Below are 20185 nucleotides of genomic sequence, written 5' to 3'. Positions count from 1 at the left end.
TTTATCAATAGGAGATTCGAGTCAAGTAGAAATGAATAAGGGAAGCCAATCGCTTCCCTTTTCTTTTAACCGCTATGCACCAACATGAAGCGGCTTAAAGTGCTTAATTAAATGCTCGATTTCATACACAGTTCCAAGCGTCAAGCATTTCTTTGCCAGTTCCTTCGCCTGACTTAATCGAACCTGTGAAATTGTTTTTTTCAAGTCCGGTATCGCGGAATTGACAACGCTAAAATCTCTTAATCCAAGCCCTAACAGCAGTGGCGTAGCGTAAGAATCGGAAGCCATTTCACCGCACAAGCTCACACGGCACTTATGTTTATAGGCTGCACGAATAATTCTCGAAAGCTTGCGAATCAGCGCCGGATGAAATTTGTTATAAAGATTATGAACGATTTCATTTCCTCGGTCAACAGCAAGTGTATATTGAATTAAATCATTTGTTCCAATACTGATAAAATCTACCTCTTTTACAATTTCCTCGATAATTTCAACCGCCGCTGGAATTTCAATCATAACCCCAATTTTGACTTCTTCAACATGCAGTTGCTTTAACTTTCTTAACTCTCCTTTTATTTTCGAGAGTATCTTTTTCACATTTCTAATTTCATCAAGTGATGAAACCATTGGCACTAAAATCTGAATATTCCCGTGTTTATTTGCCCTCAAGAGTGCCCTCAATTGTTGTTCCAAAATTTCAGGTACGTCCAGCAATACTCGAACACCTCGCCACCCAAGGTTTGGATTTTCTTCCCGATACGATGAATAAATCAGTTTATCACCCCCAACATCGAACAGACGAAGTGTAAGTAGCTTTGGGTTCAAAACATCGGCGAGTTCTGAGTAATACTCAAACTGTTCTTCTTCAGCAGGGGGTTTTCCTTTTGCAATAAACATGCTTTCGCTTCGGTAAAGCCCAACTCCATCAGCGCCGTATCGCTCAATGTGTTGAAGTTCCTCCTTAAAATCTATATTCGATAAAACTTGAATCCTTTTTCCACATTTTGTTCGTGCCTCTTGCTCTGTCAATTCAACTAAGCTTAAAGCACTCGCTGCTAATCTTTTTTGCTTTCGTAAATAAAGAGCAAGCGTTTCGCTATTGGGATTAATGATAAACTTGCCGCTGTTTCCATCAATAATTGCCGTGAGGTTCTTCTCGTTCTCACGAAGTTTTTCAGCTACATTGACAAGACCGGCTACCATTGGCAATGCGAGCGATTGGCATATTAATGCTGCATGAGAGGTTTGACCTCCGGTATCAACAGCACACCCAATAAAATTTTGTCTGCTAAAAAGAATCAAATCGGCCGGAGTGAGCGAATGTGAAAACACAACAACATTTTCAGGTATTCGCGAAATCAATTGTCCTTCACTCAGATTGCGTAAAATCCGATCTTTTAAATCTTGAAAGTCATCCACTCGCTCGCGAAATAGTAATTCATCCGATTGCAGGAGTTTATTTTGAATGTCACTGATAAATTCACTAACAACGCCTTCTACTGAACGCTTTTCTCGCTTGACTTTTGAATGGACATATTTGTGGAACTCGGGGTCGTGAAGCATCTGAATCTGGGAAGTAAAAATCTCTGCATGCAAGGTGCCGATCTTTTGTTCAGTGATCCCCGCAATTTTTTGCAACTCTCCGGCTGAGCGGCTAATAGCCAAATCAAATCTTTCTAATTCAGAATCACACTCATTTGATTCAATAACAACATCAATGGCTTGGAATTTATCCCGATTGTAAATATAGAGTGGCCCAATTCCGATACCTTTGGAAGCTGAAATTCCAACCAAAGTAATCTCTTCAGATAAATCGAATCCTTTTTTTTCAGGTGAATCAGGCATCGCTATTCGTTTGACTTCACTTAGAATAAAAAACTTTTTGGCATTGCCCAAAATTTTTTGACTTTTTATTCAATTTTACACTTTAATTTTTTTGAACATTCCTTCAGCCTCATCATTTCATGAACGAAACCCCAGTTTGTGAAAATCTAACAAAGTCTTGATCCCGCTATTGGCAAAGATTTTTCACTCATTTTAAGCTTAGGATCTTTCACCATTCCAACTTCAACTGAAAAATTTACTAGATATTTAATTATCCTATAGCCGAAGAATCATTCTCCCTTCATTCGAATCATTTTCTGACTTGAGAAGATAAAGAATATATCGCGATTTCCTTTAATTCTCACTTCATTAAGCTCCAAGAGTCAAAAGATCGCCAATATCAAAAACTTTTTCGATTGAAACTTTCGTTATACAAAATAGTAAAATGACCGAAAGTCAGTAACTGACTCACCGTCATTTATTTTCAGGTCACTAAACATTTGATACAGGTCATTAAAGGACAGATTATTTATCAATGAATATCACAGAACGTAAAGAGAAAGAAAAGGCTGAGCGTCGGAAGGAAATCCTCAATGCTGCAAGAGAAGTTTTTTTTCGATTGGGATTTGAGCACACATCAATGGAAAAGGTTGCTGAAACCGCCACTTTAGCCAAAGGGACACTCTACCTTTATTTCAAGAGTAAAGACGAGCTTTACATTTCGTTGGTTGAGGAAGGGACTCAGTTACTGAATGAAATGATGAAATCTGCAATAGACTCTGAAGTTGATGTACTCGATAAACTCAAAGCTACGGCTCGCGCCTATTTTCATTTTACTGATAAACACCGCGATTATTGGCGAATTTTTATGATGATGGATATGGGGGCAATGGAAAGCAAAGTTGATGCAGAAAAACTTCAACAGTTTCGTGAAATGCGCCGAGCCTCCATCTCAACGATTGAAAATTTAATTCTTGAAGCACAAGCGAAGGGTTTGCTCCGTTCTGATGTATCAAGCAAAGACTTAATGTTAATGCTTTGGGCGGCCACATTAGGGGCCGTCATTATGTCTGTCGAAAAGTGTTCAAAATTAGATATGACTCTTGATTTACCCCCTGAAACTTTTGTCACAGAGGTTGCCAACATGCTGCTTGACGGCATGAGCAACAAGATGGAGACAAACAAATGATATAGAACTTTTATCGAACAATTTCAAATCAAACTCATTTATGCGAAACAAACTCATTGCATTTGGCGCGATTGCTGTACTCATAGCAGCAATAATCTATACCCTTCAACACAATAAATCAATTAGTGAAGCAAAAGCGGAGGCAAGTCAAGAAACCGAACGCGCCATCACGGTCTCAACAGGTCAAATTCAAAGAAGCTCTTTTACAGAGGCGCTTTCAATTGTTGGGACAACAATCGCCAATAACGATGTCCCGCTGATTTCAGAAACTCAGGGACGAGTCACGGCTGTATTTGCCAAAGTTGGAGACTTCCGTAACTCTGGGTCTGTGGTCATCCAAGTGGATGATGAAGTTAAAAAAGCCAATTATGAGACTGCTCGCGTGAGTTACGAAAAGTCAAAAAAAGATTTAGATCGATACGAGGAACTCTTTCGACAGAATGCCATTTCTGTTGCTCAAATTGAGCAGTTTCGCTATGCCACGCAATCAGCGGAGTCTCAATATATCATTGCAAAAAGGGCGTACTCTGATACGAAAATCACCACACCGATATCAGGATATTTAACAGAACGAAAAGTTGATGTCGGCGCCTATATCAGCCAAGGTATGCTGATAGGGAATGTCGTTGATATCTCACGCTTAAAGGTAAAGGTATTAGTAACTGAATCTGATGTATTCAAGTTAAAAGAGGGTGATAAAGTTACAATCGATCTTGATGTATTTCCGGGTAAGCAGTTTGAAGGACGCATTCAAAGCATCAGTGCAAAAGGCGATGAAGCACATACTTTTCCGGTTGAGATTATGATTGAAAATCGCGATAGAAATTACCCTTTAAAAGCAGGGATGTTCGCGAAAGTAAATTTTGAATCCCTCAAAAATCGGGATGCTTTAATGGTTCCAAGAGAAGCCCTGATTGGTAGTGTTAAGAATCCTCAAGTCTTTGTGGTTGAAGAAAATATAGCAAAGCTCCGTTCTATTGTTGTTGGAAGAGAATCGGGTAAAAATTTAGAAGTACTCAGCGGATTAAAAGAAGGCGAGACCGTTGTCGTATCAGGTCAAAATAATTTGCGCGAAGGTTATTCAGTTGTTGCGATTTCAAAATAAACTTAACCCAAAAAAATATGTCATTTACAGGTTTATTTATCAAACGCCCGACCCTTGTTGTCGTTCTTTTTGCGGTGTTGGGTCTTCTCGGAGCGTTTAGTTACACACAACTGAGTTATGAACTCCTGCCAAAAATTTCTCCACCGGTTGTCATTATTACAACGAGTTACTCCGGGGCTTCTCCGAATGAAGTTGAAACAGGGATTACCAAATACATCGAAGATGCTGTTTCCGGTTTGGATAAAGTTGTAACTATAACCTCAACCTCAAGCGAAGGGAATTCTGTTGTGACCGTCGAATTTGATCAAGCGGCAAAAATTGACGTTGCCTTGCAAGACGCGCAGCGAAAGGTGAATGAAATTGTTGCCTTGCTTCCAAAAGATTCAAAACCACCGATACTCTCAAAATTCGCTCTTGATGAAGTTCCTGTTATTCGTGCCGGAGTGACAGGAAATATGGCTCCACGGGAGTTTTATCAATTTGTAAAAGACTATGTCAAGCCCGAACTCGCGCGCGTCGCTGGAGTGGCTCAAATTACCCTTCTTGGTGGCGATGAACGAGAGATAAAAGTTAATGTGGACGCGGCGAAGCTTCGTTCTTATGGAATTTCAATTCTACAAGTTACACAAGCCATCAAAAATTCGAATCTTGATTTTCCAACGGGAAGAATAAAAGATACCGATGGCCAATTTGTGGTTCGTTTGGCAGGGAAGTTTGCTTCCATTGAAGAACTTCGCGAACTCATTGTTGCTCGCTCAAAGCAAGGTGGTGATGTTCGCTTAAACGATATCGCTGAAATTCGCGATGGGCAAAAGGAATATAAAAATATCAATCGAATCAACGGCAAGACCTCAATAGGAATGTTTATTTCAAAGGGCTCTGAAGCCAATACCGTTGAGGTTTCAAAGCTAGCAAAGAAAAAAATTGCAGAACTTGAATCACTGCACGCTGAAAAGGGACTAAAATTTGATATTGCCCAAGACAACTCTCTATTCACAGTTGATGCTGCCGATGCCGTTAAGCACGATTTAATGATCGCCGTTCTTTTGGTTGCACTTGTAATGCTTGTATTTCTTCATAGCATTCGCAATTCTTTTATCGTGATGGTTGCAATTCCCGCATCGCTCATTTCTACATTTACCGTCATGTACTTTATGGGCTTCACTTTGAATTTGATGACGCTCTTGGCACTCTCGTTGGCCGTTGGAATTTGGGTTGACGATTCGATTGTGGTGCTTGAAAATATTTACCGTCATCTTGAAATGGGAGATGACAAACGCACGGCTGCTTTGAAGGGCAGAGAAGAAATCGGATTTACGGCACTATCGATAACGCTTGTTGATGTCGTGGTCTTTCTCCCTCTTGCCTTTAGTGGCGGAATTATCGGGAATATTATGCGTCAATTTGCTATTGTGATTGTGGTCTCTACCCTTTTCAGTCTTCTTGTTTCGTTTACGATAACTCCTGTTTTAGCGTCGCGGATTTCAAAATTTGAACCAATCGGAAACGGGACTTTATTGGGAACTTTCGGTGCCTTTTTTGAAAATATTTATTCGAAAATTGCTGACTTCTATAAAGAGTTATTGGCTTGGAGTCTTAAACGAGGTTGGGTGATTGGTACAAGTTCAATACTATTGCTTTTTGCCTCATGTTCATTGATGCCACTTGGGTATGTGGGATTTGAATTTATCACTCAATCTGATCGGGGAGAATTTTCAGTAGGGATAGAATTACCGCCATCGACTTCATTAGAAGAAACAAATCTGATTTCTCAACAAGTAGAGACAATGATTCGCGATATTCCTGAAGTTGTGAAAGTCTCTGCCAATGTTGGTGCTTCAGCCGATGGTTTTTTGAACTTCTCATCAAGTAATATCGCCGATATTAATGTTTCACTTTTACCCAAAGCTGAAAGAGAAGCAAAGGGCATGAGATCAACTTCCGATGTTGGTCTTTATATTAAAACTCAAACGAAAAACATCCCCGGGGCTAAAATTCGAATCAATACTATAGGAATTTTCGGCTCAGCTGATGAAACCCCAATTCAATTGGTTGTAAGTGGCACGAATAGGGATAGTGTTAGAGTTGGAGCAGAAGTTCTCAAAGAAGTAATTAAACAAACCAAAGGTACAACCGATGTTCGTCTTTCTTCGGAAGATGGAAAACCAGAAACAAGGATAGAAATTGATCGAAATAAGATGTCACAATTTGGTCTATCCATCGCTGATGTAGGAGGCTCACTTCGCGTTTTACTTAGTGGTGATGAAGATGCAAAATATCGTGATGGCGAAACCGAATATGATATTCGAGTTCAATTGGATGAATTTGACCGTTCGAATACAGACTTTATTGGTTCTCTTACTTTTGTGAATCCAAAGGGTCAAATTATTGAACTCAAACAGTTTGCAAATATTTATCAAACCACGGGGCCAACAAAACTTCAACGACGGGATCGAAATACCGCCGTAACCGTGCTCTCGCAAGTCGCAGGTCGTGCAAGTGGAAGCATTTGGCAGGAAGTACAAGGAAAGTTAAAGACCACTTCAATACCAGCAGGCGTTACCATTGCACCACAGGGTCAATTGAAAAACCAAGGGGATTCTTTTGGCAGTCTTGGACTTGCAATGCTCGCTGGAATTACATTTGTGTACCTTATTATGGTTGCCCTTTATAATTCTTATCTTTATCCTTTTGTGGTTCTCTTCTCAATTCCACTTGCTGGAATCGGTGCAATGTTTGGATTAGGGCTCGCTGCAAAAACCTTGAGTATCTTTTCAATGCTCGGCATGATAATGCTCATTGGTTTAGTTGCTAAAAATGCCATTCTCTTGGTGGACTTTACCAATAAACTTAAGGAGGAAGGGATGAATACTCGTGATGCGCTCTTAGAAGCAGGTCGCGAAAGACTTCGCCCAATTTTGATGACAACCCTCACGATGATTTTTGGTATGATGCCTATCGCTTTATCAACCTCCGCAGGCTCGGAGTGGAAAACGGGTTTGGCTTGGGTACTCATTGGAGGTCTGACAAGTTCAATGTTATTGACCTTACTTTTGGTTCCGATTGTGTATCAAACCTTCGACCGATTGAAACTCAGGCTGGAAGAACTCCCGTTTTTACGCAAAAAGCCTTCTGCGATTTCGGGTTCAGAGCCTAGCCCTGTAAATGCAGATTAAAGAACTTCTATAAAGAGCCAACGACAAGTTGGCTCTTTTGTTATTTCAGTAATTGTTTGCGCTGCCCTTCCTTATTCGTATTTTTAAGTTTACCCGCTAATAAAATTTCAAACACATATTTCACATTCTCATGTCTAAAATTCTATTTGAAGCTCTCACCTTTGACGATGTTTTGTTAGTTCCTGCTCGTTCCAATGTACTACCAAGAGACTCAAACCTTTCCACACGATTTACAAATTCGATCCGTTTACAAGCTCCGTTGGTTTCAGCGGCAATGGATACAGTGTCTGAATCTGATATGGCAATTGCCTTAGCTCGCGAGGGAGGCATAAGTGTCGTCCATAAGAACCTAACGATAGAAAAACAAGCTTCAGAGGTCGATCGGGTAAAGCGCTCAGAAAGCGGGATGATTAAAGATCCGATTACGCTTACCGAAAGCGCGACAGTTAAAGATGCACTTGAATTAATGGCGAAATACTCTATCTCTGGAATCCCCATTGTCAATGAACCTGCGGAAGGAATACAAGCAAAAAAGCTTCGTGGTATAATTACAAACCGCGATCTTCGCTTCAAGCCTGATTTTCATCAGAAGATTTCCAACATCATGACCAAAGAAAATCTCATTACAGCCGAAGTTGGAACGACACTTGAAAAGGCAGAAGAGATCCTTCAAAACCACAAAATCGAAAAGCTTTTGATCGTTGATAAAGAAGGCAACTTAAAAGGTCTAATCACTTTTAAGGATATCCAAAAGAAAAAGCGCCATCCAAACGCATGTAAAGATGAAATGGGAAGACTTCGGGTTGCGGCGGCAGTTGGAATTCGCCCTAACACGTTAAAGCGTGTCGATGCCTTGGTCAGTGCAGGAGTTGATGCCGTGGTTGTTGATACGGCTCACGGCCATAGTGAAATGGTTCTAAAAATGGTTGAAACCATTCGCAAAAATTATCCTTCGTTACCCCTCATTGCCGGAAATGCCGGGACGGCTGAAGCAACGCGTGATTTGATTTCGGTGGGTGCTGATGCGGTGAAGGTCGGAATCGGGCCGGGAAGTATCTGTACCACAAGAATTGTTGCCGGTGTTGGTGTGCCGCAACTCTCAGCGATTCTAACCTGCGCAGAGGAAGCATCAAAAACAAACACCCCCATAATTGCTGATGGTGGAATAAAATTTTCAGGTGATTTAGCGAAAGCAATTGCTGCCGGAGCAGATAGCGTCATGATTGGTTCTCTTTTTGCCGGCGTTGAAGAAAGCCCCGGAGAAACGATTCTCTATGAAGGAAGAAAATATAAAACATATCGAGGAATGGGCAGCCTCGGTGCAATGACAGAAGTTGAAGGAAGCAGCGACCGCTATTTTCAAGATGCAGAAGATGAGGTTAAAAAGTTTGTCCCAGAAGGAATTGAAGGACGAGTGCCTTTTAAGGGCGCTCTAAGTGAAGTGGTTTATCAACTTTTAGGTGGGCTTCGCTCCGCAATGGGGTATTGCGGCGTTTCTACGATTGAAGCGTTACGAAAAGAAACCAAATTTGTAAGAATAACCAATGCCGGACTTCGAGAATCTCACCCGCATGATATTCTTATTACCAAAGAGGCACCAAATTATTCATTTTCAAAGTAAGCGCTTGAAGGAGCAGAGATCAAAGTTTCCTTCGAGTTTTGTCAATGATTTGGGATTTATCTTGTAAGAATTCTGAATTGAATAATACCAGCTTTCAAATTCAAAAAATCCTTTTAATCTTATTTATTGGCGTATTTGGGGTGAAACCCATTGTCTTTTTTAACTTCTTGTAACTCGAATGGAAACTTACTTCTCCTTGATGCATTTGATCCCAAAAATCATTCGACCTCGGGGTTCAGTATGGTATTCCAAATTGATCATTCTATTCACATTTTTTTCTCTCATTTTTTTTAACTCGCTATTTGCTCAATTGCCTCCAATTCCGGAAAATGCTGACTTTTCTTCTCTTACTTCGGCTGATGGGCTTTCGAATTCAGGTGTAAATAAAATTATTCAAGATGGCACCGGATTTATTTGGATTGCTACCGGAGATGGTCTTAATCGTTATGATGGCTATCGTTTTAAGGTTTTTATCAATCTTCCGAATGATTCGACATCCCTTTCTGATTCAGATATCAGTTCGCTTTATGTTGATCAGTCAAATCGATTTTGGGTAGGAACAAGAAATGGACTTAATCTATACTTGGATAGAAAAGAACAATTTTTACGAATCAAGCTACCCTTTGAAAAGGTATCGCATCTCCCCCGATTTAGCCAAATTCTTTCCATTACAAGTATTGATACCAATCATATTTGGGTACTTACAGCGCATCAACTTTATAAAATTTCGACAAAGACTTTAGCGGTTTCAGCTTTTTCATTACCCCAAATTCCGTATAAATTTTGGAATTCCCCATTAAACATGATTGATGAGTATGATGGGCGGAACATCGCTTTTGATAAAGCCGGAAATTTATGGTTGTCTCACGGTTTTGGCGGATTATACATTTTTGAGCCATACAAAGAATCATTCAAGCCCGTTTCAATGAACAAGGGTTTTCGATGGATAGAAAATATTCATTTTCATACTGATGGTTCTCTTTGGTTTAGTTATAGCAATGATGCATTCAGCGAAAGTGACTTTGTAACACCCTTCCTTTCCTCAAAAAATTTAGGTTCAATCTTTTTGGGAAAATGCACAAATCCCTTAGTCGCTTCTGAAAATATTCCAATCACCGTTTCAAATATTGACACCTTCAAATTTTCTGAATGCTATGATATTGTCTCGATGAAGTCAAATCACATTGCTGTTGCAATTGTAAATAAGGACATGTCAAGCGGGTTTTATATTTATGATTCTGATGCACAAAAAAAGTGGACTTACGCCCGAAACGCAAATTCCCGCAATACTTTACACGATAACTTTATTTCGTGTCTTTTTGAAGATCGATCTGGGGTATTTTGGATTGGATCGTTTACGAGTGGTGTCAATTATTTTGCGCCATATCAAAATAAATTTGCATCATACTCGTCACAATATCTTGATCCGCTTTCAGTAGATAATGCCTTTATGCGAGGGGTCATTAAAGATCGGGAAAATTTCATTTGGATTTGCACTCAATTTGGAAGCATTCATAGAATATCGCCGAATAGAAAAGATATTCAGCGCTATTCAATACCAAATCAAATTGGAAGTTGGGCAATTTTAGAAGATAAAAAAGGTGACATTTGGGCTGGCGGTGTTGGTAAATTTTACTTATACAAGTTTAATCGAAAAGCGAACCGTTTCGACAAATTCCCAATTGTTCAATCATTTCATCAGATAAACACGATTTTTGAAGATTCAAAACAGCGATTGTGGCTTGGCTCTAGTCCCATTTGTTACTTAACCCCTGATCGAAAAAAATATGTAGAAACAAATTTTTTATCATTTGAATTGCAAAATTATCACAATGCAATTCAAGACATTTTTGAAACAAAAGATGGCACGCTATGGTTTGGAGCCACTAACAGCGGATTTGCTTATCACCCCGAAACCAAAGTCTTTCGTTCTTTGGATTCACTTTTATTAAATGCCTTTCAAACCCCGAATTTACTCATCTCACAAATTACCTCTCTAACCGATACCACTTTAAGAATAGTCACAAAAGGAAAAGGAATTTTAGTCTGTACCACTTCTCTTAAAGTGATTGAAGTAATTTCTAAAGAACAAGGCCTTCCTCATAATAATTGTTATGGGGCATTGGATGATGAAAACGGAAATTGGTGGATAAGCAGCGATGCCGGAATTTGCTCGTTCAATCCAAGGACAAGAAGTTTTGAATATTACACAACCGATGATGGATTACTTTCAATGGAATTCAACCGAAAGTCATTCTTTCAATCAAAAGATCATGAGTTATTTTTTGGTGGCGTTAATGGGCTTCATTCGTTTTATCCTTCCCAAATCAAGAAGAATCCGTATTCCCCAAAGCTTGTCATTACGGATATACGGCAAGGGATGAATTCGATTAACCTGAATCGACTTAGTGATAGTTCAATCCAAATTTCATATATCGATGACCCTTTAACTCTCGAATTTTCTTCTCTCGATTTTCAAGCACCCGTCAAGAATCGATTTCGTTATAAGTTTGATAAGTCAAAAGAATGGAATGAAGTAGGTACAAATCGCACTATCACTTTTGCCAAGTTAAACCCCGGAACACATGTGCTTCGCGTTGTTGGAACGAACAGTGATGGCATTTGGAGCTACGCCAATGAACGTGCTATACGCATTGAAGTCATTCCACCTTTTTACCTTTCTCGATGGTTTATTACTCTTGTAGGTATCTTCATCGTTTTTTCTTCAGTAGGTTTTTATTCGTACCGTGTAATTAGAGAGCGAAAGCGCGCCGATCGCTTGGAGCAATTGGTGAAAGAAAGAACTCAAGAATTGGCGACTGCGCTTCGAGAAATGAATGAACAAAAGGAACTTGCAGAAGAAGCCAATCGATTTAAAACCGAACTCCTTGGGCTGGCAGCGCACGACCTTCGAAACCCGCTTCAAACCATTCAAGGATTCGCAACGCTGATTAAAGAAGATGTTCCGAAAGAGAGTAATGTGGCAGAACTTTCTGAATACATCTCAAAAGCTTCACAACGAATGTTTAGCCTTATTTCCGATCTATTGGAAACGGTACAACTTGATTCCTCTTCTCTTAAGTTGAATTTTCTTGCGTACAATATTTCAAAAGTTATCGAGCAAACCGTCAAACTTCAGCGGCAGTCTTCAGAAAAGAAAAACCAAACTCTGATTTGCAATATTGAGCCCAATTGCTATGCAATAATTGATGAACGCAGATTCGATCAAATCATAGAAAACATCATCAGCAACGCGATCAAATTTTCACCTAATGGAAAGAGAATTTGGATTGAACTAAAGCGTGATACACGGCCGCATTCATTTTTAATTGACGCCTCATCAAAATCAAATGAATCAAAATTGCAACGTTTTCTCAATCCCTTCTCATCTTCAATTGTACTTACAAGACCGGAAGTCAATACGAAAGAAGTCATGATTGAAGTCCTTGTCTTTACAGTTCGAGACGAAGGTTTGGGTATGAGTGAAACCGACTTAAAGAGAATCTTTGGTAGGTTTCAACGGCTTTCTGCAAGACCAACCGGCGGGGAAACATCATCAGGACTGGGCTTATCAATTGTTAAAAAACTTGTTGATTTACATAACGGAAAGATTTTTGTAAGTTCACCCGGTAAAGAAAAAGGCTGTACTTTTACTCTAGAACTTCCATCAATCCAAACTCCGGCAATCGGCTAAACTGAATTCATAAATCTTTTCAATGATGCGTAATCTTATCCAATACTTAATCATAATGCTCATTTTTACGACTCTAACCAGTTGCTCTGATACAGTGAAAAAGCAACCAACACCTCCAATCGCCTCAAAAAAACCTAAAGTTGATACGATTCACAACGAAATACTTGTCGACGATTACTTCTGGCTTCGTGAAAAATCAAACCCTGAAGTCATCGCTTACCTCGAAGCAGAAAATGCTTATACCGATTCAATGACTTCTGAAATCAAGCCATTTGTTGATAGCCTTTATTCAGAAATCAAAGGGAGAATCAAAGAAAAGGATATGAGCGTTCCATATCAAAACGGGAATTATTCCTATTACACCCGCTTTGAAGAAGGAAAGCAATATGGTATTTATTGCAGGAAGTCACTTTTACCAGAAGGAAAAGAGGAAGTTATTCTCGATTTAAATGTATTGGGTGAAGGATTAAAATTTATTTCATTAGGCGACTATGAAGTAAGCCCAAATGGCGAAATGTTGGCTTATTCTCTTGATACAACCGGCTTCCGCCAATATTTGCTTCAATTTAAGAACCTTAAAACCGGAGAAACTCTTCCAATTTCAATCGAGCGAGTGACATCGGTTGCTTGGGCGAGTGACAATGCAACCTTTTTCTATTCAACCGAAGACGCTGTTACGAAACGTAGTGATCTTGTTTATCAAAGTTCTCTCTTAAATCATTCACCCAAAAAACTTTATGAAGAGAGGGACGAGCTCTTTCAAAGCGGAGTTGGAAATTCAAGGGATAAGCAGTTTATCTTTATTTATTGCTTTAGTTCAGAAACTTCTGAATTCAGATATCTTCAATCCTCTAAACCTTTCGAGGAATTCAAAGTTGTTATTCCTCGTCAAACAAAACACGAATACACTGTTGACCATCGTAATGGATTGTTTTATCTCCGAACCAATAAAAATGCCAAAAACTTTAAGATTGTCTCCGCTCCGTTCGACTCACCTGAAGAAAAAAATTGGGTAGAAGTTATTCCTCATCGACCTGAGGTAAAAATTGAATCATTTGCCCTCTTCGAAAATTTCTTATCGGTCAGTGAGCGTAAAAATGGCCTCCAAGAAATTGAAGTCCTAAACTTCACTTCTATGGAAAAGCATAGCATTACGTTTCCTGAACCGACTTACAGTGCGTATATGACTCCCACGCCGGAATACAAAACGAACCTACTTCGCTTTAGTTATCAATCGTTTGTAACCCCAAATTCGATTTATGATTACAATATGGATAGTCGTGAACGCACGATGTTAAAACAACAAGAAGTTGTTGGTGGTTACGACGCTTCACTTTACACCTCTGAAAGAGTTTTTGCGACAGCCCTAGACGGAACACAAATTCCAATTTCAATCGTGTATAAAAAAGGAACTAAACGCAACGGCACGGCGCCGCTTCTCCTTTACGGTTATGGCTCTTATGGAATTTCAATGAGTTCAACCTTCAGCATCTCAAGACTATCTTTGTTACAACGCGGGGTGATATACGCTTTAGCCCATATTCGCGGCGGCGGCGAAATGGGCGAAGAGTGGCATGATAATGGCAAAATGATGAACAAGAAAAACACCTTTACAGATTTTATTGATTGTGCAGATTATTTGGTCAAGAATAAATATTCAGATTACAAACAAATTGCAATCGAAGGAGGAAGCGCGGGAGGACTATTAATCGGCGCGGTACTTAATCTCCGCCCTGATATTTGCAAAGTTGCCCATCTTGCCGTCCCATTTGTAGATGTGATTAATACAATGCTGGATGCCTCTTTACCTCTAACGACGGGCGAATATATTGAATGGGGAAACCCAAACGAGAAAGAGGCATTTACTTATATGAAATCGTATTGCCCATACAGCAACATCGAACGAAAAAAGTATCCTTCAATCCTTATCACAACTTCTTTGAATGATAGTCAAGTGATGTATTGGGAGCCTGCAAAATATGCAGCCAAAATGCGGGCGTTCAAAGCTGGCGACGAACCACTCCTCTTGAAAACAAATATGGGCGCAGGTCACGGGGGCTCTTCCGGCAGATTTGATCGCATTAAAGAGTTCGCTTTTGAATATGGCTATATGATGAGTCAGTTAGGAATCAAGAAGTAACCCTTGATTTAACAATAATATAAAAAGCGGCTAAAGCCGCTTTTTATATTTCATGCCTGATTTATTCATTAAATTTATCCCAACCTTAAACAACAATTCTCGTGAATTTTGAACATCCTTTGTTTTTCAATTATCCGCTTTTCAAGCAAATCTTTGAACGTGTTCCACTTGGATATGTTCTCGTAAGTAAAGGATCAATCATCGAATATGCAAATGAGCGATTTTGTGAAATGCTTGGATATTCGCTTGAAGAATTGCGACATAAAACCATCGACTCTATAAGTCACCCCGAAGATAACCTTAGAGAATTAGAGCTGGCGAAAATCAAAATCAGTAAAGAGGATTCGCACTATATTTTTGAAAAAAGATATATCCGTGCCGATGAAAGTCACATCTGGGTAAAAGTTACCGCTACAAGAATTTTTGAAGCAGATAAAGCTTTTGTTTTGGGGATGGTTGAAGACATCTCACATCTTAAAAAGACCGTTGATGAACTTCGCTTTTCGGAAACCAACGCTCGCGCTTTATTAGATGCAAGCACACAAGCCATTGTTATGATTGATCAAGATGAATCAATACTTTTCTTTAATCGAATGGCTTTCGATACCCTGAAATTTATCTATCACAAAGAACTCTCCGTAGGTGCAAAAGTAAAAGACTTGGTACCACCCGATTTATACCTTGGAATCAAACATAATTTGCAAAAATGCCTTGGTGGGAAGCAATTCAAAGTTGATCGAATGATTGAATTAAGTTCCGGACAGCAGCGGTGGTTCGGTATCAATTACATCCCCATTTATGATGAACAGTCAAAACCTCATGCGATATTCTTTAGCTTGATTGATATCAGCGAGAAAATTAAGTCGGAATCAAAATTAAGGCTGCAAGATTCAATACTGAAGCAGGTTCGAAATGCCATTATTGTCTTGAATTCAAACGGGACAATCATTTATTGGAACTCTTATGCTGAGAAACTTTATGGTTGGAGTGCAATAGAAGCCATTGGGAAAACATCACAAGAACTTGGAATTGCTCCCCAATTTTCATCTTCTGAGAGCAAAGAAATTATTTCAAGCATTGAAGAAACCGGCTATTGGGAAGGCGAATTCATCTCCAAAGATCGCTCAGGACGTTTGATCAATCTTTATGCCGTTGGTAGTTTGCTCAGAAATCAAGCAGGACAAAATATTGGTCGAATCTGGGTTGAAACCGATATTTCAAATCAAAAAAATTTAGAATCGCAATTGGCTCATGCCCAAAAAATGGAGTCTATTGGCACGCTCACCGGCGGAATTGCACATGATTTCAACAATCTTTTGATGGCAATTGGAGGAACAGCCGAATTGCTTCAACAGGATGTAAGTGAAAACCCAACTTTATTAAAAAAAGTTACCCGAATTCAAACTGCTGCCAAAAAGGCTTCTGCCCTTACAGAACAGTTACTCAATTTTTCTCAGAAGCAAGATTTGGTAAGAAAACCGTTATCACTTGAAAAACTCATTGAGAAAACAATTCATCTCCTTCAAAATTCAATTGATCGAAGGATTACCATCAAAAAAGTGATTGAACCCTCACTTCCCGAAATCATTGCAGATTCAAATCAAATCGAACAAATTCTCTTTAACCTCACAAATAATTCAAAGGAAATACTGGAACCAATGTTAGACTCCGGCCATTTGGGCTTTATCGAAATTTCAGCGGGTATCAAAAAAACTTCTGAAATCAGTAATCCACTTGAATATGGAAACAAAGAATATGTTGTTTTTCTGAAAGTCGCCGATAACGGAACAGGTATTCCAAAAGAATTAAAATCTAAAGTTTTTGATCCTTTTTTTACAACAAAGCCAATTGGTAAAGGTTCAGGACTGGGCTTGTCTGTTGTATATGGGATTGTTAAAAATCATAAAGGGGGTATTGAGGTTGATTCCGAAGAAGGAAAAGGTACTACAGTCTCCATTTATTTCCCCGAGATTGTTTAAAGCTAAAGAATAACTTGGAATCGATGATTGATCAATAGATATCAATCTCTTGCACAAATTCTTTTTTTTCGAACGTTGATTTAGTAGCCAAAGGCTTTGTTTTGAAAACGTGAATCTGCACCACCGGCTTTCAAACCTTCTTTTGTCAGCTGAATCGCATTTATACTTCCCCAAGGCGAGGATGACTGTAACTTCCAGCCCATCTTTATTAATTGATCAATAACATCATTCGAGAGACCGTTGGGTTCATAAAAGATCAAATCTGGTTGCCATTGATGATGAAATCGCGGAAAAGAAACCGCATCTTGAATGTTCATTTCAAAATCAATGACATTGATTATCGATTGAAATACCTGTGTTGGAATTCTTGATCCACCTCTTGTTCCAACAATTAAGAAAAGGGAATCACCTTGGGTGATAATCGTCGGTGTCATAGAACTCAGCATTCTCTTTTCGGGAGCGATCGCATTGGCAGACGATCCAACCACTTGATATAGATTTGGCGCACCAGCTTTAGCACTAAAATCATCCATTTCATTATTTAAGAAGAAGCCTGCCCCTCCGACTACTAAATTTGAGCCAAAAGATCCATTGAGAGTTGTAGTCGCAGAAACTGCATTTCCCTCAGAATCAATTACTGAATAATGCGTTGTTTCTGTGGGTTCGCTTTCAATCTTTCCATATTTGATATTTTCGGAAGGTGACGCTTTTGTAGAATCATATGTTGACATCCTCTTCAACAAATACTTTGGGTTAAGCAGTGCATCAATCGGAACTTGAACAAAGTCAGGATCTCCTAAATATTCTGCACGATCTGCATAAACGCGTTTCATTGCCTCGGAAAAAAGATGAATCGACTTTGAACTATTGTATCCATATTCTTTGATCGGGTATGGCTCAATCATTTTTAAGAGAGAAAGTAAGATAACACCTCCGGAACTTGGCGGGGGCATTGCATACACAGTAAATCCACGATAATTTGATTTTAGGGGAATTCGCCACTGTGGCTGATACTGTTCTAAATCGAGATGAGAAATGATGCCATTACTTCGTTTCATTTCTTCCACGATCAAATCAGCAACACGTCCCTTATAAAATCCATCTCTCCCTTTTTTTGCAATCAATTTCAGCGTTTGTGCTAAATCTTTTTGGACAAGAAGATCGCCCATTTCCCACGGCTTCGATCGAACAAAGTACTCTCGTGTCGAGGCATACTTTGAAAATCGAACTAAATGCCGATTCAGGAGATCAGCATCTTCATAAGAAAGCACAAATCCCTTTTCAGCAAGTTCAATTGCCGGTTGTAAGAGTTTCGCGAAAGGAAGTTTTCCGTATCTTCGGTTCAATTCGACCATACCGGCAACTGTTCCGGGCACACCAACCGAAAGCGCCCCAAATCTTGCATTTTCAATATTTACATTTCCTAAACTATCTAGAAACATATCACGGGTTGCACGAATAGGAGCCTTTTCACGATAATCCAACGCCGCGACTTCCCCATTCTTCTGCCTCACCAATAAAAACCCGCCTCCGCCAATGTTCCCAGCGCTTGGAAATACCACTGCAAGCGCAAACTCAGTCGCAACCGCTGCATCAATCGCATTTCCACCTTTCTGCAAAATTTCAACCCCTACTTTCGAGGCGATTGGGTGTGAAGAAACAACCATTCCATTTTTTGAATAGGTCGGTTGTGACATCATTGATGTTCGCGAAATAGGAGCAGCATTTGAGGAATATCCGGGAACAAACGAAATTGAGATTGTATAGAGAATGAAAATGGAGAAAATCAAACCAACCCACACACTAGTTGAAATACGATTCATTTAAATTTCCTTTCTTCTCTTTTCTTCTGAAAGAATCAAGTGCAGCTCCCGACTGACATGCCCTGCCATCGCCGTATTTTCCTTTGCTCTCCGGAATAAATAAGGTAGAACTGATTTTACCGGACCATAAGGAACGTACTTCGCAACCTTAAATCCACTTTTAGCCAAGTTATAACTGATATGATCTCCCATTCCATATAGTTGTGAAAAATAGATTTCATCCTTCAATTCAATCGTCTTGCTCTTTTCAATGAGTTCTGATAAAAGTAGATTACTTTTTTCGTTATGTGTTCCGCAACAGATTTTTATTCGATCGGTATTATTCATTACAAATCTCAAAGCTTCATCAAACGCAAGATCCGTTTCTTCTTTCGTGTCATGAATTGGCGAAGGATACCCGAATTGAGCGGCTCTTTCACGCTCCCTTTCCATATAAGCCCCACGAACAAGTTTCACGCCTAAAAATAGACCGTCATTTTTAGTTTTTTCAAAAAGTTGCTGCAAATAACTCAAACGATCCTTTCGGTAAAGCTGAATGGTATTATAAATAACCGCTTTATCTCGGTTAAATTTTTGCATCGCCTCATACACCAAGTCGTCAATTGCCTTTTGAATCCAACTCTCTTCTGCATCGATCATCACAGGCACTCGGCAATCAAAGGCTTTTTGACAGAGTTTTGTAAATCGTTGTTTTACCCGATTTAACGCTTTCACCTCATCTTCCGAAAGTGTTTGATTCGCACTGATTTTTTCAAGAAGTTCAAAGCGCGCAATCCCAGTCGTTTTAAAAACAGCAAAAGGAATATTTTCGGATTCAATTGAAAGCGCAATGGTTTCTTCAATTTTCTGACATGCTGCTTCAAAAGCCGCTTCATCATTTTCACCCTCTACGCTGTAATCCAGAATGGTATCGATTCCGAAAGCTGCTAGCTCTTCAATACATTGTTTTGATTCTTCGAGTGTTTCGCCGCCGCAGAAATGCCTAAAAAGAGTTGATTTGATTAAGGATTCTGAAAAAGGGAGATTTTTTCGAATGAGCCAATCGGTAATCGCAGTTCCTAAATCGGTAATGCGTTGGTTATTCATAAACCGAAAGAGTAGCGAAATAAATTGAAGATCGCGATCGCTTTTATTTTTAAAAGCGATTTCAGTGTTGTTAAAATTCGGTAGTGGCATTAAAGTAAATTTCAAAAGTTAGCCCGAAAAATACCTTGTTAATCTCTATTTTTACAATCTTAATTATTAAGCTTAAACGTGTGGTTCCTTAAATTGAAGACACCACACCTATGTTTCTAAATCATACAAATGCCAGAATCCGTTTTAATTTTGATTGACAAACAATTTGCCTCAATTGAAAAGCAACTTGAAAAATATGAAGAGCTTGAAATCGATTCAGGAGATGGAAAACTGACGATCGAAACACCGGATGGTTCAAAGTTCATTCTTAGTCGCCAAAGTGCCACCGAGCAAATCTGGCTTGCAGAACCCCTTAATGGCTGGCGATTTAACTTGGTAGAAAAACAAGGCGAGCAGCGGTGGATATCTGAAAAAGAAAAAAAAGATTTACTCCTTTTTCTTAATGAACTCCTTTCTTCAAGACTTGGACAAACAATAACACTTCAATCTTAACAACC

General features: G+C 39.3%; 11 protein-coding genes. 8 read left to right on the top strand and 3 right to left on the bottom strand.

The window, feature by feature from the left end:
• Positions 1-72: 72 nt before the first annotated feature.
• Positions 73-1845, bottom strand: a complete 1773-nt coding sequence (gene ptsP, locus SFU91_00585) for a phosphoenolpyruvate--protein phosphotransferase (protein MDX2127513.1) — start codon at positions 1843-1845, stop codon at positions 73-75.
• A gap of 514 nt (positions 1846-2359) precedes the next feature.
• On the opposite strand from ptsP, the gene SFU91_00580 reads away from it, so the two are divergent.
• From SFU91_00580 to SFU91_00550, 7 genes are all read left to right on the top strand, one after another.
• The gene (locus SFU91_00580; GenBank protein MDX2127512.1) at positions 2360-3013 is read left to right on the top strand and encodes a TetR/AcrR family transcriptional regulator; all 654 of its coding nucleotides are present in this window, start codon (positions 2360-2362) and stop codon (positions 3011-3013) included.
• A 40-nt stretch (positions 3014-3053) separates the two neighbouring features.
• Positions 3054-4118, top strand: coding sequence for an efflux RND transporter periplasmic adaptor subunit (locus SFU91_00575; protein MDX2127511.1), 1065 nt, complete (start codon positions 3054-3056; stop codon positions 4116-4118).
• Positions 4119-4135: 17 nt separating this feature from the next.
• On the top strand, positions 4136-7294 hold the full coding sequence (locus SFU91_00570) for an efflux RND transporter permease subunit (GenBank protein MDX2127510.1): 3159 nt from the start codon (positions 4136-4138) through the stop codon (positions 7292-7294).
• A gap of 130 nt (positions 7295-7424) precedes the next feature.
• Positions 7425-8915 carry an IMP dehydrogenase gene (gene guaB / locus SFU91_00565; GenBank protein ID MDX2127509.1) on the top strand — a complete coding sequence of 497 codons (1491 nt, stop codon included), beginning with the start codon at positions 7425-7427 and terminating at the stop codon, positions 8913-8915.
• Positions 8916-9225: 310 nt separating this feature from the next.
• Entirely contained in the window at positions 9226-12609 is a 3384-nt protein-coding gene (locus SFU91_00560; protein ID MDX2127508.1) for a two-component regulator propeller domain-containing protein, read from the top strand.
• 22 nt (positions 12610-12631) lie between these two features.
• On the top strand, positions 12632-14749 hold the full coding sequence (locus SFU91_00555) for a S9 family peptidase (GenBank protein ID MDX2127507.1): 2118 nt from the start codon (positions 12632-12634) through the stop codon (positions 14747-14749).
• Positions 14750-14850: 101 nt separating this feature from the next.
• A complete protein-coding gene (locus tag SFU91_00550; protein MDX2127506.1) occupies positions 14851-16728 on the top strand; it encodes a PAS domain S-box protein in 1878 nt (625 codons plus the stop codon).
• 80 nt (positions 16729-16808) lie between these two features.
• On the opposite strand, the gene ggt is transcribed toward SFU91_00550, so the two are convergent.
• Both ggt and SFU91_00540 read right to left on the bottom strand, forming a co-directional pair.
• Complete coding sequence (ggt, locus tag SFU91_00545) at positions 16809-18551, bottom strand: gamma-glutamyltransferase (GenBank protein MDX2127505.1); 1743 nt, start codon at positions 18549-18551, stop codon at positions 16809-16811.
• Positions 18552-19637 (bottom strand): proline dehydrogenase family protein, encoded by a 1086-nt coding sequence (locus tag SFU91_00540; protein MDX2127504.1) that lies wholly within the window; start codon positions 19635-19637, stop codon positions 18552-18554.
• Positions 19638-19856: 219 nt separating this feature from the next.
• On the opposite strand from SFU91_00540, the gene cyaY reads away from it, so the two are divergent.
• Positions 19857-20180, top strand: a complete 324-nt coding sequence (gene cyaY / locus SFU91_00535) for an iron donor protein CyaY (GenBank protein ID MDX2127503.1) — start codon at positions 19857-19859, stop codon at positions 20178-20180.
• The last annotated feature ends 5 nt before the right edge of the window (positions 20181-20185 follow it).

The sequence above is a fragment of the Chloroherpetonaceae bacterium genome (genome assembly GCA_033763895.1).
Classification (GTDB): domain Bacteria; phylum Bacteroidota; class Chlorobiia; order Chlorobiales; family Thermochlorobacteraceae; genus JANRJQ01.
The sequence above is the reverse complement of the archived record's forward strand: the minus strand, read 5'-3'. Positions and strand labels throughout refer to the sequence as shown.

Excerpts from the sequence above, each read along its gene's own strand:
- ptsP (MDX2127513.1), bottom strand. The coding sequence starts at position 1,845 with ATGCCTGATTCACCTGAAAAAAAAGGATTCGATTTATCTGAAGAGATT.
- SFU91_00580 (MDX2127512.1), top strand. The coding sequence starts at position 2,360 with ATGAATATCACAGAACGTAAAGAGAAAGAAAAGGCTGAGCGTCGGAAG.
- SFU91_00575 (MDX2127511.1), top strand. The coding sequence starts at position 3,054 with ATGCGAAACAAACTCATTGCATTTGGCGCGATTGCTGTACTCATAGCA.
- SFU91_00570 (MDX2127510.1), top strand. The coding sequence starts at position 4,136 with ATGTCATTTACAGGTTTATTTATCAAACGCCCGACCCTTGTTGTCGTT.
- guaB (MDX2127509.1), top strand. The coding sequence starts at position 7,425 with ATGTCTAAAATTCTATTTGAAGCTCTCACCTTTGACGATGTTTTGTTA.
- SFU91_00555 (MDX2127507.1), top strand. The coding sequence starts at position 12,632 with ATGATGCGTAATCTTATCCAATACTTAATCATAATGCTCATTTTTACG.
- ggt (MDX2127505.1), bottom strand. The coding sequence starts at position 18,551 with ATGAATCGTATTTCAACTAGTGTGTGGGTTGGTTTGATTTTCTCCATT.
- SFU91_00540 (MDX2127504.1), bottom strand. The coding sequence starts at position 19,637 with ATGAATAACCAACGCATTACCGATTTAGGAACTGCGATTACCGATTGG.
- cyaY (MDX2127503.1), top strand. The coding sequence starts at position 19,857 with ATGCCAGAATCCGTTTTAATTTTGATTGACAAACAATTTGCCTCAATT.